Raw genomic sequence first — 14,706 nt, 5'->3', positions numbered from 1 at the left:
CCGCAGGCATTTTTTAATTCTGGGTTATCTGTAGTACACTGAGTATAAAGATGTTGCCAGTTAAATAAGGAAACGAGATGATATTGGTGGATCAGAAAATTAAGGTATTGGCTATATCGGGTAGCCTTCGTCAAAAGTCCTCCAATACAGCGCTTATGAAGGCTACTATAGGGCTGGCTTCTGAAAATATGATGTTCACAGTCTATGATGGATTGGGGGATCTTCCGCATTTTAACCCTGACTTGGATGTAGATGAGGGGCCAGCTTCCGTAAGAGAGCTACGGGAACAATTGAAACAAGTGGATGGAGTGCTGATCTGTACACCGGAATATGGGAATGGTGTGCCGGGTGCTTTGAAAAATGCTTTGGATTGGCTCGTATCTTCAGGTGAGTTTGTAAATAAACCTACAGCGGTCATTAGTGCATCACCGTCTCCTATGGGCGGCAATCTGGCGCATGCCTCGCTGCTGCTCACATTGCAAATGATCAATGCAGAGATTGTGGAGAATGGAAAGGTCATTATTCCGCATATCACCCTGAAGCTAAATCAGGAAGGTGAAATTACAAACGCTGAAACTAGGCAGGAGCTAGAAGCATTACTTCAAGGGCTTGAGCAAGCTTGCTTAAGCACAGGAACTCTTTAGATTTTTAAAGTTTAATAAAGGAAAAGCAGCGGCAGTCTAAGATTTCATTTTCACCTTCGAAGCTGCCGCTGCCCCCTTTTAATTGACTTTAAAGTTTGAATTCTAGACGGTGACTAATAAGCTCTCGTATACCTTTAATCGGGCATATACCGTTTCGAGTATGGGGTAAACAGTATTACTGGTTGAAGCCAATGCAAGAAGTGAACCATGTAGATGACTGGCTTCAATCGGAAGCCTTTTATGCATATCGCGTTGCATGGATGACATCATCTCTGGTCGTAAGGATTCCATCGTTTTCAGTGTATGAGCTTCCATCTCTGAATCAATCGGTATCCCTGCGTTGCGAGCAAGTGTGACAATCTCATGCAGCAGCTTTTCGTATATAGCACGTGACTCTGCCGTAGCAAGTATAGTCCCAACCGAGGCATCCATCAGTATTGTAATTGCACTCAAGCTTGCAACGAAAATATATTTCTGCCAAACTTCACGCTGGATATCGTGACTTTGTGCCACTGTGAAGCCTGCATGATCAAGATGATTCAGCAGCAATTGTGTACGCTCTGAATGCACTCCGTTCCATTCACCGAAGACGATACGGTGGAACGGACTTGTCTGAACAACAGAACCATCATGATCCAGCGTAGTTTCAATATAACAAAGTCCGCCCAGCACTTTTTCAGAACCGAATTGCTTGCGCAAAAAGTCAAAATGTTCGTAACCATTAAGTAACGGAAGAATCATGGTATGATCACCGACATAAGGCTCAAGATCGAATTGCAATTGGGGAAGATGATACGCTTTGACCGAAATGATAATACAGTCGAACGGATCGGCAGCTTCACCATTTGTAATAGCACGGATTGGCGTCTGAAAATCCCCATGAACACTTTTAACAATTAGACCGTCTTCTGCCAACTGAGATTTTTTGGAAGGACGTACGAAGAAGGTCACGTCTTCTCCTTTTTGAACAAGACGTCCCCCGAAGTAGCCTCCAATCGCCCCTGCACCTACAACCAGAAATCGCATTATAGGGTCCCTGCCTTTACTTTTGCATTCCCGTACAGTCGTTCTACTACGTTCTCATTTGCCTTAAAAACATGCTCTTCGCCCGGAAAAGAACGATCCTTCACTTCCTTGACATATTGTTCAATGCTGTCGCGGATCAGAGTACCTATATCCGAATACGTTTTCACGAACTTTTTCTTTCGGTAAGGAGCTGAGTATTGTAACATGTCATGATACACCAAAACCTGGCCATCACAGTATCTCCCCGCACCGATGCCAATGACCGGAATAGATATCTCTCGGGTAATGCTCTTCGCCACTTCCTCTGTCACCAGCTCCAATACGATGGCAAAAGCTCCCGCTTGCTCCAGGGCCCGGGCATCATTTAGAAGGCGCTCAGCGGCCTGTGAGTTTTTACCTTGAATGAAGTATCCGCCGATTTGATGCACAGACTGTGGTGTAAGTCCGATATGCCCCAGCAGTGGGACGCCGGATTGAACAATTCGCTTCACGGTGTCGCAAATTTCCATGCCCCCTTCTAGTTTCACGGCATGGGCATGTCCCTCTTGCATGAGCCTGCGCACATTAGTAAGGGCTTCTTCACTACTCCCGTGGTACGTCATAAATGGCATATCCGCGACAATAAAAGTATGTTCCGCACCGCGCACGACAGACCGTGTATGATAGACCATATCGTCCATAGTGACGGGCAGTGTGGAGTTATAATTGGATAACACATTACCTACGGAATCACCGACAAGGATGATATCGATCCCAGCTTCCTCAGCCAAACGAGCAGACGGATAGTCATACGCCGTAATCATGCTTATAGGTAAACCTTCTCGTTTCATTTTCTTCAATTGCAAAATATTAAGTGCTTTCGAGGTTGCCATGGTTGCATTCAAATCCTTTCCTACCTTTATTTTAGATCACAAAAAAAACCTTTCAGCACATGGCTGAAAAGGTCCGAAAGGCAAAAAAAGAGTCAATTTGCGACCGTTCTTTTGTCTCGGTCCTTGCGGATCAGAGCAAAATCCAACGAGTTCACCTCCATAGGCTCACACATCTACATATTGAATTACACTAAACCAGAGTACCGTTCGAATTTGTCGATACAGCCTCTCACGGAAGTATATCAAAATATAAGGTTCTTGCATAACTTTCTCTGCAATACGAACAGAACAAGCCCTTCCAGCTTCCTAATGGGAAGTGAAAGGGCTGTTCAGCTTGCAGATACAGTATATGAAATATCGCTAAGTCTTCAGGACAAGTACAGCGTGTCACGGACTGTCGATAAATTCGTACAGAAAGGATTGACCCTCCCGATAGAAACGTGGGTCGTATACGCCCAGACGCTGTCCGTCGTCTACAACGACCACGAAGGGCGACCATTGCACAAGCGTTTGTGCCTTTGGATTGCTGGTAAACAGCGCATCCAGATTAGCCTGATCCTGGGATAGCAACTCTGCTACTGTATGAAAGCCTGTCCACAGGGAGCCTTTACTCAAGGTGACTACAGAGTCCTTTTTGCTAATCACAGTGAACACACCTGGGACAAAATCGGCAGATAACGCTGCCTGCTCATAAGGCGCTTGTGTCTTTTGCTGGTGCAGAATGAGCATACCTTGGGTAGTCTGGACGGTGAAATGCAGCGCCATCAGCGCCCATACGATCCGGTAGACGGCCATCGAGGAAATCCGGGCAGAGCGCCGGAAGCGGACATAGAGAAATCCCGCCAGCATCAACGCCCATAGAACAAGATCCACAATCGGAATCGTTCCGAAGGTCACTCTCATCTGCGAGAAAGGCTCAAAATACCCTGTGCCCCAAGCGTTAAACAGGTCGCTCGTATCGTGAATGAACACAGCTAGCAGGGCTACTCCAAACCACCGCCAGCCGGATTGTCGGAAGAGCAAGCGCACCAGCAAGGCAATACATGCCGCCCATACGGGAACGAGGAACAGTGAATGGGTAAGACCCCTGTGCCACATCTGGTATCGCCCCGACACATCCCACAACGTAGAAATCACATCTATATCAGGGATTTGCGAGCCAATAATGGTGGTGAATAGCAGTGCGCCCTTTTGCTTGCGCGTCATGTCCGGCTTCTTGACTGCGCCGTATAAGGCCAAGCCGAACAGTGTATGTGTAATGGTATCCATAATGACTCTCCTTTTGGCACAGATACCCTAATTGTAGCATGGACGTGGTGTATTTGAAGAGCATGAAGGTGATATAATAGGGCACAAATAGGTTCATAGAGCGATGACTAGAGCAGAGGAGAGAAGGCTAATGTACGGGCAAATTGTAACGTATGGTCTAAGCAAAAAAGAAGCGATAGAGGATTACCCTTTTGGTCCTGAGCCACTGGTGCTGAAGGTGGGAGGCAAAGTATTTGCTCTCCTGAGGCAAGCGAACGGTATTTGCCAAGTATCTCTGAAATGTGATCCGGTTATTGCGGAAAACCTGCGTGAGCAAAATAAGGCGATTAAGCCAGGCTATCATTTGAATAAAAAGCATTGGATCACGGTAACGGTTGATTCTACCTTCCCATTAGAGGATTTGTATAGCATGATTGACCATTCGTATGAGCTAGTGTTCAAAAGTTTGACCAAAGCGCAGCGTGAAGCGATTACGATGAGAATACGGGCAGCTGATCTGTGAAAGGTGTGTTTGACGATGATTCTATGTAAAATCCTTCTCATACGCGCTACAGGGTTATGTACATATTTACAAACATTTTTTATAGTTTTACTTGACAGAAAGGTTCCGAAGATATATTCTTAATTTAAAGATAATTCATTTGAGAATAATATCGAGGAGTGGAACTGAACATGAGCGAACTGGTGAATATTATTCAAGAGAGAAGATCAGCTTCTAAATTTATCCCTGATGTTACAATAGATGCAAAAGAACTGGAAGAGATATTCCAGCTGGTGAAGTTTGCTCCATCGGCTTTTAATTTACAGCATGCACGCTATATCGTGGTACAGGATTCGAATACGAAACAAAGACTGCATGATGAGGCAAGTAAACAGTATAAAATATTAACGGCTTCGGCGACCATTGTGGTACTGGGGGATACAGAGGCTTATACGAAAGTAGCTGACCTCAATGAGGGATTTCTGAACCTGGGCGTCCTGAGCAAGCAGGAGTATGACAGCACGGTGGAATCGGTAACCCAGTTTTATCGCGAGCGGGGACCTGTTTTCCAAAGAGAAGAAGCGATCCGCAATGCCAGCCTGTCTGCCATGCAGTTCATGTTGATTGCCAAGGACAAAGGATGGGACACTTGCCCGATGATCGGTTTTGACCCGGAGAGGGTACAGGAAGTATTGAATATTCCAGAAAATTTCGTGCCAGTTATGCTGATTACCTTGGGTAAAGAAGATGTATCTGGTCAGCGTGCACGTGGATACCGTAAGCCAGTTGGGCAATTTGTCAGCTACAACGGATTTTGAAATGTATAAATAAAATCAGATTAGATGAAGAAAAGGAGTGACTGAGATGTCATTGAAAACCGCAGGAATTCACCATATCACGTCCTTTGCAGCAGACCCGCAGGGTAATGTAGATTTTTACGCAGGCGTGCTTGGGTTGAGATTGATTAAAAAGACGATTAATTTTGATGCTCCTGAAGTATATCATCTGTATTTTGGTAATGAAGAAGGTAGCCCGGGAACGATCATTACCTTTTTTCCGGCTCCGGGTACACGCAAGGGCAAGCTCGGAGGCGGGCAGGTAGGAATTACAACGTATGTAGTGCCGCCGGGTACTCTGGATTATTGGGAAAATCGCCTGCACAGCTGGAAGGTATCCTTCACAAAATCAGCTCGTTTCGGCGAATCATTTATTCAGTTTCAGGATAATGAAGGCTTGCGTCTTGAGCTGGTGGAGCGGGAAGAAGGCCCGGCCAACACGTGGACGGCAGGCGGCGTGCCAGCGGATAAAGCGATCAAGGGCTTCGGCGGCGCAGTGCTGTTCAGTGCTAATTCCAAGCATACGCAAGGCGTGCTGGAGAACATTCTGGGAATGACTCCCATCGGAGAAGATGCAGATGCAGGCTACATTCGCTATCAGGCGACTGGTGATTTGGGCAACCTGATCGACATTCCGGTAAAAGATGTGCCGTGGGGTAACGGCGGAGCGGGTACAGTTCACCATATCGCCTGGCGTGCGCAGGATGATGCAGAACATCAGGTGTGGAACGAAACGGTTCGCCAGCATGGCTTTGGGACAAGCGGCATTGTGGATCGGCAATACTTCAATGCTGTATACTTCCGGGAGCAAGGTGGTATTTTGTTCGAGATTGCGACCGATCCACCCGGCTTTACCGTGGATGAGGAGCTGAACGAGTTGGGGCACAAGCTGATGCTGCCAGAGTGGTTTGAGCCTCAGCGTTCCGTGATTGAGTCTAATCTGGTTCCCATTGAAGTTAGAGTATTGAAGCAGGATTAATCAGGATCGATCACGACACATCAGGATAAGTAAACAAAAGGTCCAATTGCAGGGTGTTTCTACCGCAATTGGACCTTTTGTTTTGGATTTTTTTCAGTGACATCTTGCTTTATGACATCTGTATGGGGTTATCCCTCAATGTAGGTTTTGTTCAGCCTTACTAACAGCTCCCCGAATTTTTCCTGTTCCTCATTTGTCCAGCTCTCCAGCATTTCGCAATACCGGGCTACTCTCATTTTCTTGTCTTTCAGCAACAGTTTCTTACCCAGCTCTGAGATTTCAAACAGGCTGACGCGCCCGTCCGAAGGGTCGGATAGACGGCGAATCAGTCCCTTGGTTTCCAATGCGGCCGTTTGTCTGCTGACGGTAGAAATATCGAGCAGAAACATATCTGCGAGCGTTTTTACACGAGTGGGGCCATACTCCATGAGCTGCCTCAATAGCAGATACGTGGCGCGCTCCAAAGTGCCGATTTTGTGCTCAGACTGATCAATGTATACTGCGCGGCGTATAAATGTTGTTAACTCATACTCAATAAGCTCCACTGCTTTATTCCTGTGAGAATCATGAAGAGGATGGTTCATTATAAGTTCCTCCTTAATGTGGTGGTTCATCAGAATGTTGGAATAGATATAATTTTAAATAAATGATTGATATGAAATTTTATAGTTGTACAATACAAATAAATATGGTTGCATCGAACAAGTAATTATGGATTATCTAAATTCTTATATAAATAAGGGTTTTTGGAGAGCTTCAACAACAGGAACATTTACGAACCCACGTTGTTAATGTACAGCATCATTCAAATTAATCCACTATACTCAACTATGCAAGGTCCGTGGAATGTACTATTTCACGGACTCTGGTTATGGTTTGAACATTGAAAAATATCCCCAGTCATTTCAGGTTGGAGGGATTGTGAAGAAAGAGGGACGGTCATTGCTGATCGGGTGGTTTGTCTGATCACAAAAAATAACCTGCACAGCCGCGTGAGCCACACGGCGATGTGCAGGTAAGAAACATAAGAACATAGAATTCATTCAGCGCCAGGCGGTATGATCCAGAAGTCTCCTCCAGGAAAAATGATGCAGCCTAGATCATTAACAGTTCACGAATCTCCAGCTCAGTCAGTGCCGAAAGGGTTTCTTGTCCCGGTTGGATGACCTGGTCGATGAGATTTTTCTTTTTTTGCTGTAATTCATACATCTTGTCCTCTACCGTACCTTGCGCGACGAGACGAATCACCTGCACGACTTTTTTCTGGCCCATCCGGTGGGCGCGATTGGCAGCCTGTTCCTCTACAGCTGGATTCCACCACAGATCATACAAAATGACGGTATCTGCTCCGGTGAGATTCAGGCCTGTTCCTCCTGCTTTCAGAGATATCAGGAACAGATCGCGTTCTCCTTCATTAAAACGGCTGCACAGCTCCACACGTTCCGAAGCGGGAGTCTGCCCGTCCAGATAGAAGTAGGGCACTCCTTCCTGAGCAAGCTCACGTCCGATCATTTGAAGCATCGTCGTGAATTGTGAAAAGATGAGCATCCGCTTGCCCGAGCTAAGGCATTCCGTAACGATCTCAAGCAACTGCTCAAACTTGGCTGAGCTTCCGGTGTAGCCCTCAATGAACAAGCCCGGATGACAACAGAGCTGGCGAAGCCGGGTCAGACCCGCAAGGATCTTGATCCTGTTTTTCTGGAAGCCTTCCTCATTCAGATGCTTTAATGTCTCATGCTGGAGCTTGGCCAGATAGGCCGTATACAGCTTCTTCTGATCCGGCAGGAGCCGCGATACCTGAACAGATTCGATTTTTTCCGGCAGCTCCTTCAGGACGTCGCTCTTGAGGCGGCGCAGCAAAAACGGTCGTACCCGCTTGGCGATCACATCCTGGGTGAGATTGTGAAATGCTCTTTTGCCACCGGGAAATAGCTCGGGAAATACAACATCGAAGATGGACCATAGCTCTTCCAGTGTGTTTTCCACCGGCGTTCCAGTAAGGGCAAAACGATAACGGGCTTTTACATCCTTCACGCTCTGCGCCGTTTGGGTGGCATGGTTCTTGAATGCCTGCGCCTCGTCCAGAATCAGCGTGTGGAACGATAGCTTGCCGTACAAGTCCGTATCCCGACGCAGCAGAGGATAGGAGGTGATGATGACATCATACCGGGCTGCGCCCCTGATGATTCGACTGCGCTCATCCGTGTTACCGTCTGCAATAGCGACGCGGATATGGGGTGCAAACTTCTCCAGCTCATTCCGCCAATTGTACACCAGTGACGCAGGGGACACGATCATGGCTGGAAGCTGCTGATTGCGAATTTCCGGCAGCACAGAGACGAGGAAGGCGATACTTTGCAGTGTTTTGCCCAGTCCCATATCATCTGCCAAAATGCCCCCGAAACGGTAATGCGCCAGCGTCTTGAGCCATTGAAAGCCGTAGACCTGATAATCTCTCAGGATCGGAGCGAGTGTATCGGGTACTGGAAAGTCGAGATGATCGGGATTACGAATATTCTCCAGCAGTTGGCGAAACGTTTTGCCCAGCGTCAGATTCTTCCCTTGATCATGAGGATCTATTAAATACAGTCCTTGCGTAACGGATATGCGAATTTGTGCGGCATCCAGGTCGCTTTTGCGAATTCCCGTTTCGTTCATGAACCGGATCAGTTCCTTGTATTCCTCTGTTTCCAGCGGCAGCAAAGCACCATTCGGCAAGCGGTGATATCTTCGCTTTTCCTCCAATGATTTTAGCAGCAAGCGGATTTCGGATTCCGGAATGCCTTCGATATCAAATTTAAATTCAAGCCAATCGGTACGTTCGTCTAGCTCTACTCGTACCTTCGGGGTGGGCAGGGTGTTGTTTACTTTCGATTTAACAGCACCCGTGGCATACACCTCTACCAGCTTTTCCAGCTGTGGCACCGTATGATATAGAAAATCATATTCCGCATCCTCATCTTCCATAACATATCCACTGTCTGTCTTGGCGAAGGAGCTATGCTCCATCAGATCCAAAATTTGTTGTTCCTGCTCCCCATCCCGTATCAGAATACGCTCGTTGTCAGGCTTCCGCTCGTCGGTTTCCAGTGGGTTCACGATGATTTCCCCGTATTGGAACTCCAGTCCTGCCAGCAGCTTGTCTCTTACCCGATCCAGATATAGCTTCGCCTTCAATGGCTGCTGTGTGACCCGCTCAGAGACAGATCGTGTCATATGGACACGTCCAAGCTTCGTCAACCCGGGGACAACCTTGTCCATAAAAGACTCCATCTGTTCCGGTGCAATCTGAATTTTCCGCTTGTGGTGGACTTCCACCATCCGTTTTAGCTCGGACAGACGTCGCAGCGGATCGTCCTTCTGCTTTACGAGCTTGCCATTGGCAATGACGATGCCGTAGTCTTCCATAATGGTTAGATCAGCCAGTCCCTGAATGCTTAGCTGGTAGCCTTCGGTTTCAGCCTCGGCCTTGTCGAATTCAAATTGCAGCGGCAGCATGTTGCCTGACTGAGGAATACCCTCGGTTGTGTTTCCATGAATTTCAAACTGGACGCCCTGTGCTGCTGCCAGCAAGGGGAGCAGCCTTTCCCAGGCTGCAGGTGGAATGAGCAGCATCCGTTCTCCACTCATGTGGCTGACAGAGGACGAATATGTGCCCGAGGTTTCCCGGATCATCCGCTCATTGCGGCGAACTTGAACCAACTGCTGGAGAATGGCATCATGTTCAAGCCGAAATCGGTATAACTGAGGCTCGTATGAAAAGTTTCTCGTAAACATGTAGCTGTCGCCACGATCAATGCTGTCGAGAAACGAACGGATTTTCTGGACAATATACAACCGTTTGGGTCCGGCCTTCATCTCTATGCCAAACATGTACTTCTGGTAGCCGTAGGCAAAGGGACGGATCACAAACTGAAAATCCAGAATAGCGCGAGTATCCAGCAGCGTAGGGGTGCTGCGAAGCGGCTTCTTGCTGCTGAATAGCTCTAGCATACTGTCGGTCAGTTGGAGATCACTTTGCGTGATGCCAGAGAAGCGTGCGGTCCGGGCGTGATCATGCTGAGCATCAGTAGCGGTGTAGGTTCCGTCTTTCTCAGTTCCTTTTACTGAATCCGGGGTCATGCCCGAATGGAGTCTGGAAGCATAAGAACGTACAGACAGGCTTTTTCCGTGCAGCATTTCATGGGCGTTAATGAGAACGGCAGCAATATGCTTACAATACTGTCCGGTAGTCTGAAATGTGTTACAGGTGCATTCCGCGCGGATACTGCCGTTGGGGCGGATCATAGCAGCAACGGCATAAAAGCGACTGCCTTTGACCGTGGCCTCATACACACCATCATCATGATCTATTTGCGTAAAGGCCACTCTTTTGGCCCGATAATAGGCATCCCCGTCGTCATAAGCGGCTTGACTGCATAGCTGTCTAATGACCCGCCGGGTAAGTTCAAAGCTCATGGTTCGCAATCCTCTCCTGAGTCATTCCGTTTTCTTTTATGATAACAGAACAGGCGTGATCGTGGACACATGCGGATGGTTATTGAAACATATGGATAATATTATGCGAAAAATGAAACTAACAAACTATACGGATGGAAATACTTTTCCAATTTATTACTATAGGATGAAATGAGTTCTATGTCTAAAAGCTTATTGAATGAACAGGGGAACTAACGATACAATTTATGGAAAGAGAAAGGGCGTCGTGGATATAGATCAAGATGACTTCGTTGTGGAAAAGGTGATTAAAATTAGCTGTGGCAGATTAGTAAAGGGAATGATGTTGGGGATAGTCCTCATTTTAATACTCGGAGGATGTCAAAAGGTGAATACAGATGAAGATGCTGAATTAATTCATAAAGCTAAGGATACGGCTGTCCAGTATTTGAAGGATAAGTATAAATTAAATGTAGAAATCACATATGCAAAAAAGTTTCCAACTTATGTAACGAGTAAGGTCGATATAAATGGTAATGTAATAGGCCATGCGGAAGAGGATTTCACCATTTCTGTGAATTACGAAACTCAAGAAACTTCGGATTTTGCTATTAAGTCCCGAATTAGAAAAAGTCCTTATCGAAAATGGAACCTATCCGAATACAAATTCATTAGACAAGTAATTAATAGTTGGAGGCGAATATTATAAGGGCATAACCGAAATTATTATTGAAAAATATGGATAATTTTGTTGTTGAACTGAAACTATTCAGCTAAGAACGTGGATTTTATACATCCTTTTGATGCTGTGGACTTAATCATGTCTTAAGCCTAAAGGCGTATTGTTTGTTTCCGTAGAGAAAAGGTACAATTCATAAAAGGGATTTTGTGGATATAAGATGGGGCGTTGTGCATATGAAAGGGATGATTAGAATCGGCCACCGGTATCTAAAAGGGATGATGGTGTTGATAGCTCTAATTTTAATATTGGGAGGATGCCAAAAGGTGAGTAAAGATGAAGATGCTGAACTGATCAGTAAAGCGAAGGCTACGGCTGTCCAATATTTGAAGGAGAAATACAAGCTTGACGTAGAAATCACCTATGAACACAAGTTACCAAAGTATGTAGCTTATTCAATAAACTTTAAAGGAAATGTAAAGGGCCAAAAAGAACAGACCTTTGATATTTCAGTAAATTATAAGACACAGGAAACCTCTGATTTTATAATTAGCCCTGAGCTAGAGAAGGTCTTATTAGAGAAAGGATATGAATTGAGCTAGAGTTTGTAACTAATGTATCTTGTTTTAAGATGCGATGACAGGAGTTTTCATAAATGAGTATTTCAACTCGTGTAGACGATAAAACTTATAGAACAATGTCAAAAATAGCATATGAAGATCGGGAAGCAGGTGGAAAAGTAGAAGAGCTTCCAGGCTGGAGGGTACTGGACTCCATTAATCGTGAAGACTCAGGATTAGCGGCTACTACATTTTACAACGATGAAACGAATCAGGCTGTCATTGCCTATCGTGGGACAGAAACAGATGATCCACAGGATTTGTATAACGATGCGACCCTCGCACTTCCTGAAATTAACCGAAAAATTCATGGTAGTTTAAATATTCATTCGGATGCTTACAACGAGAATATGAAGAAAATGGACGACGAGTTAGGGTTCACGGCGTTCAACAACTGGATGGGGAAAAAAGAAAAGAGTGTAGATAAGGCTTTGTTCGGTAGCTCAAACCAGTTCTATCAGGCAGAGGACTATGCGAAGGATTTACAAAGCAAATACAAGAACTATAACTTCTCGCTAACTGGACATTCGCTGGGAGGAGGAAATGCACAATATGCAGCAGCTTACACGGGTTTGAGTGCTGTTACATTCAGTGCGCCTTCGGTTATTTCCAGCTTGACGCCAGAATACAGGGATAAAGCAGAAAAAGGCGAATTTGACCATCAAATTACGAATTTCCTTCATCCAGGTGATATGATAGCCAGCTTTATTGGGGGAGGATACGATCTTCACGTAGGATCTTCTTACCATATCAACAGTAATTATCAAACGGCTAATGACGGCATAGGGTTAAAAGAGCAAATTGACAACACGTTGGGCGGACCTTACTATCACTCCCTTGAGTATTATAAGTTTGATGAGAACGGTTATATCTCTAATCCGCTGTACGATCCCGTAACAGGCGAACGAATCACGGAATCTCCGCGTATTCCATCTGACTTCAACCTGATGGATACGGTGGACGGCTGGATACATCAATTAGGACAGACCTTAACTCAATTTCAAAAGGCAGCGCTGGTAACAGCGGCTACATCTGCTTCTGCGGGTACGATTCAAGTCATGCCGGAGCATTTACTTGCTGTAGCCGAAAAATGGAAGGCAAACGCGCAACAATGCGATGCGGATTTTCAGCGTGTGAGGGTAAGACTTTCCCGCTATATGCATACAAGTCAAAGCCGCCGATTACAGCCGATTGTAACGCAGCTTGATTCCTCAATGACAGAATTTAGCCAATGGTATTTGCAACATACGAATGAATTTCTGTATTACCTTCAGCACAAGATAGAGCAATTCATCCAAGCTGACAGCGGCTCGTAACAAGGTACTGATAATGTTTAATTATTTTATAGTCAGTAGGATACATAGGAGGCGGACAGTGATTTGAACGGACAAATACGGGTCGAACTGGAAGAGTTATTGCTTGCGGAAAAGGAGCTGACATGGCTGCTCGCTCAGCTTCGCACAGATGAACAAGCGGCGCGGGTGTTGTATGGTCGTCTGCATGAATGGAGAGGGCATTCGGCTAATGTGATCAGGGACCAAATCGAAGCTTTTTTTGCCGGGTTAGCGAACAGGATTCATGTCTTGGAGCAGCAAAAGGCAGAGCTAATTCAGTACGTTGAATTGATGAAGCGAACAGACGCTGTACATTAATTGAAGCAAGGAAGTTTTTACAAGCTGTACATAGCAGGATACAATGGAAGTGTAGAGAAAGGAGGCGGACGCTTTTGCAAGAAGAAGATAAAAAGGCTAATTCCAAATCCGGCTCATCCAAATGGTATCTAGGCAGTGCAGCGGCGCTGCTTCTTTTGAAAGGGAAGTCGTTGCTGGCTCTATTGAAATTCGGTAAATTCGGCGGTGCGCTGATATCTATGGCGACGACAATTGGCTTCTATGCGCTTCTGTACCCGTGGGGATTTGCGGTCGGTTTTGTGCTGTTGCTGTTCGTGCACGAACTGGGGCATGTATGGGCTGCCAAGCGCAAAGGACTTCCGGTGTCGGCACCGTTGTTTATTCCTTTTCTGGGTGCGCTGATTACGATGAAACGGCATCCATTGGATGCGCAAACAGAGGCGTATGTGGCGATGGGCGGCCCGTTACTGGGCACGGTTGGGGCTATGGCGGTATATGCAGGAGCCTATGTAACAGATAGCCCATTACTGTATGCGCTGGCGTATATCGGTTTTTTCCTGAATCTGATCAATCTGCTGCCGATTCACCCGCTTGACGGAGGACGGATTTCCACGGCAGTAACGCGGTGGTTGTGGCTAGTAGGCTTGTTGGGTGGAATCGTCGTCATTGTGTATTTAAAATCCTTTTTATTTTTCCTGATATGGGCGCTTTTTGCCTACGATTTGTACAAAAAATATGTGAAACGCAATAAAGGAGAGGTCAAGGTCCAATCTCTATTGCAAAAGCCGCTGGTTAATGTACAGCATCTTTATGAGCAAGGATACCCACTGCCCGGACCGGAGCATACTCGTAGACTATCCTTTAATACCTACTCGGATCTGGAAGGGCAGCAATATGTGACGGTGTATATGGAAAGTCTGGATGTGGAGCAGACGCTTTTGCTGCCACAGCAGTGTCTTGTCCAGGATGTATGGCTGAATGGTGTGGAGCATATACCGACACCGGATGCGTATCAGCTTAAATTGTTGTGTGAGATGGATTACCTTCCGTTTGAAAATGATAAATATTACGAAGTACCCACGTCATCACGCTGGAAATTCGGGATTGGTTATTTGGGACTGGCTTTGTTCTTGATGGGGATGATGTATGTGGTGCATCAGCATATAGGGGATGTAAGGCTGTGATGTAAAAAGGCGCGGTATTCTGCTATTTTTAACCCGCGTCTTTTTGCA

General features: G+C 46.0%; 14 protein-coding genes. 9 read left to right on the top strand and 5 right to left on the bottom strand.

What is annotated here, in order from left to right:
• Positions 1 to 77 precede the first annotated feature (77 nt).
• Positions 78 to 644 carry an NADPH-dependent FMN reductase gene (locus ACQ4MX_RS11005; RefSeq protein ID WP_431090574.1) on the top strand — a complete coding sequence of 189 codons (567 nt, stop codon included), beginning with the start codon at positions 78 to 80 and terminating at the stop codon, positions 642 to 644.
• Positions 645 to 746: 102 nt separating this feature from the next.
• On the opposite strand, the gene ACQ4MX_RS11000 is transcribed toward ACQ4MX_RS11005, so the two are convergent.
• The 3 genes from ACQ4MX_RS11000 to ACQ4MX_RS10990 all read right to left on the bottom strand — a co-directional run bounded on the left by ACQ4MX_RS11000 (position 747) and on the right by ACQ4MX_RS10990 (position 3,811).
• On the bottom strand, positions 747 to 1,670 hold the full coding sequence (locus ACQ4MX_RS11000) for a ketopantoate reductase family protein (protein ID WP_431090573.1): 924 nt from the start codon (positions 1,668 to 1,670) through the stop codon (positions 747 to 749).
• Positions 1,670 to 2,542, bottom strand: coding sequence for a 3-methyl-2-oxobutanoate hydroxymethyltransferase (gene panB / locus ACQ4MX_RS10995; protein WP_431090571.1), 873 nt, complete (start codon positions 2,540 to 2,542; stop codon positions 1,670 to 1,672). The genes ACQ4MX_RS11000 and panB overlap by 1 nt, the downstream gene beginning before the upstream one ends.
• A 387-nt stretch (positions 2,543 to 2,929) precedes the next feature.
• Positions 2,930 to 3,811, bottom strand: a complete 882-nt coding sequence (locus ACQ4MX_RS10990; RefSeq protein ID WP_431090570.1) for a metal-dependent hydrolase — start codon at positions 3,809 to 3,811, stop codon at positions 2,930 to 2,932.
• Positions 3,812 to 3,941: 130 nt separating this feature from the next.
• On the opposite strand from ACQ4MX_RS10990, the gene ACQ4MX_RS10985 reads away from it, so the two are divergent.
• The 3 genes from ACQ4MX_RS10985 to ACQ4MX_RS10975 all read left to right on the top strand — a co-directional run bounded on the left by ACQ4MX_RS10985 (position 3,942) and on the right by ACQ4MX_RS10975 (position 6,107).
• Positions 3,942 to 4,313 carry an MmcQ/YjbR family DNA-binding protein gene (locus tag ACQ4MX_RS10985; protein ID WP_431090569.1) on the top strand — a complete coding sequence of 124 codons (372 nt, stop codon included), beginning with the start codon at positions 3,942 to 3,944 and terminating at the stop codon, positions 4,311 to 4,313.
• 170 nt (positions 4,314 to 4,483) lie between these two features.
• A complete protein-coding gene (locus ACQ4MX_RS10980) occupies positions 4,484 to 5,110 on the top strand; it encodes a nitroreductase family protein (RefSeq protein ID WP_431090568.1) in 627 nt (208 codons plus the stop codon).
• A gap of 46 nt (positions 5,111 to 5,156) precedes the next feature.
• Positions 5,157 to 6,107 carry a ring-cleaving dioxygenase gene (locus ACQ4MX_RS10975; protein ID WP_431090567.1) on the top strand — a complete coding sequence of 317 codons (951 nt, stop codon included), beginning with the start codon at positions 5,157 to 5,159 and terminating at the stop codon, positions 6,105 to 6,107.
• 128 nt (positions 6,108 to 6,235) lie between these two features.
• Here the strand turns inward: ACQ4MX_RS10975 and ACQ4MX_RS10970 are convergent, their stop codons facing one another.
• Positions 6,236 to 6,691, bottom strand: a complete 456-nt coding sequence (locus ACQ4MX_RS10970) for a MarR family winged helix-turn-helix transcriptional regulator (protein WP_431090566.1) — start codon at positions 6,689 to 6,691, stop codon at positions 6,236 to 6,238.
• Between the two features lie 511 nt (positions 6,692 to 7,202).
• Positions 7,203 to 10,565: an SNF2 helicase associated domain-containing protein gene (locus ACQ4MX_RS10965; RefSeq protein ID WP_431090565.1), complete on the bottom strand. Its 3,363-nt coding sequence runs from the start codon at positions 10,563 to 10,565 to the stop codon at positions 7,203 to 7,205.
• A gap of 247 nt (positions 10,566 to 10,812) precedes the next feature.
• Between ACQ4MX_RS10965 and ACQ4MX_RS10960 the strand changes: the two genes are divergently transcribed.
• The 5 genes from ACQ4MX_RS10960 (at position 10,813) to ACQ4MX_RS10940 (ending at position 14,658) form a co-directional block, all read left to right on the top strand.
• Complete coding sequence (locus ACQ4MX_RS10960; protein WP_431090563.1) at positions 10,813 to 11,253, top strand: hypothetical protein; 441 nt, start codon at positions 10,813 to 10,815, stop codon at positions 11,251 to 11,253.
• Between the two features lie 296 nt (positions 11,254 to 11,549).
• On the top strand, positions 11,550 to 11,825 hold the full coding sequence (locus ACQ4MX_RS10955; protein WP_431090562.1) for a hypothetical protein: 276 nt from the start codon (positions 11,550 to 11,552) through the stop codon (positions 11,823 to 11,825).
• Positions 11,826 to 11,878: 53 nt separating this feature from the next.
• A complete protein-coding gene (locus tag ACQ4MX_RS10950) occupies positions 11,879 to 13,159 on the top strand; it encodes a lipase family protein (protein WP_431090560.1) in 1,281 nt (426 codons plus the stop codon).
• Between the two features lie 63 nt (positions 13,160 to 13,222).
• Complete coding sequence (locus ACQ4MX_RS10945; protein WP_404519719.1) at positions 13,223 to 13,495, top strand: hypothetical protein; 273 nt, start codon at positions 13,223 to 13,225, stop codon at positions 13,493 to 13,495.
• A gap of 74 nt (positions 13,496 to 13,569) precedes the next feature.
• Entirely contained in the window at positions 13,570 to 14,658 is a 1,089-nt protein-coding gene (locus ACQ4MX_RS10940) for a site-2 protease family protein (protein WP_431090558.1), read from the top strand.
• The last annotated feature ends 48 nt before the right edge of the window (positions 14,659 to 14,706 follow it).

The organism is Paenibacillus sp. 8b26 (genome assembly GCF_050626875.1).
Classification (GTDB): domain Bacteria; phylum Bacillota; class Bacilli; order Paenibacillales; family Paenibacillaceae; genus Paenibacillus.
This window is presented reverse-complemented; position numbering and strand designations above follow the sequence as displayed.

Bases quoted from the DNA above. Each gene is read 5' to 3' on its own strand.
- ACQ4MX_RS11005 (WP_431090574.1), top strand. From the start codon at position 78: ATGATATTGGTGGATCAGAAAATTAAGGTATTGGCTATATCGGGTAGC.
- ACQ4MX_RS11000 (WP_431090573.1), bottom strand. From the start codon at position 1,670: ATGCGATTTCTGGTTGTAGGTGCAGGGGCGATTGGAGGCTACTTCGGG.
- panB (WP_431090571.1), bottom strand. From the start codon at position 2,542: ATGGCAACCTCGAAAGCACTTAATATTTTGCAATTGAAGAAAATGAAA.
- ACQ4MX_RS10990 (WP_431090570.1), bottom strand. From the start codon at position 3,811: ATGGATACCATTACACATACACTGTTCGGCTTGGCCTTATACGGCGCA.
- ACQ4MX_RS10985 (WP_431090569.1), top strand. From the start codon at position 3,942: ATGTACGGGCAAATTGTAACGTATGGTCTAAGCAAAAAAGAAGCGATA.
- ACQ4MX_RS10980 (WP_431090568.1), top strand. From the start codon at position 4,484: ATGAGCGAACTGGTGAATATTATTCAAGAGAGAAGATCAGCTTCTAAA.
- ACQ4MX_RS10975 (WP_431090567.1), top strand. From the start codon at position 5,157: ATGTCATTGAAAACCGCAGGAATTCACCATATCACGTCCTTTGCAGCA.
- ACQ4MX_RS10970 (WP_431090566.1), bottom strand. From the start codon at position 6,691: ATGAACCATCCTCTTCATGATTCTCACAGGAATAAAGCAGTGGAGCTT.
- ACQ4MX_RS10965 (WP_431090565.1), bottom strand. From the start codon at position 10,565: ATGAGCTTTGAACTTACCCGGCGGGTCATTAGACAGCTATGCAGTCAA.
- ACQ4MX_RS10950 (WP_431090560.1), top strand. From the start codon at position 11,879: ATGAGTATTTCAACTCGTGTAGACGATAAAACTTATAGAACAATGTCA.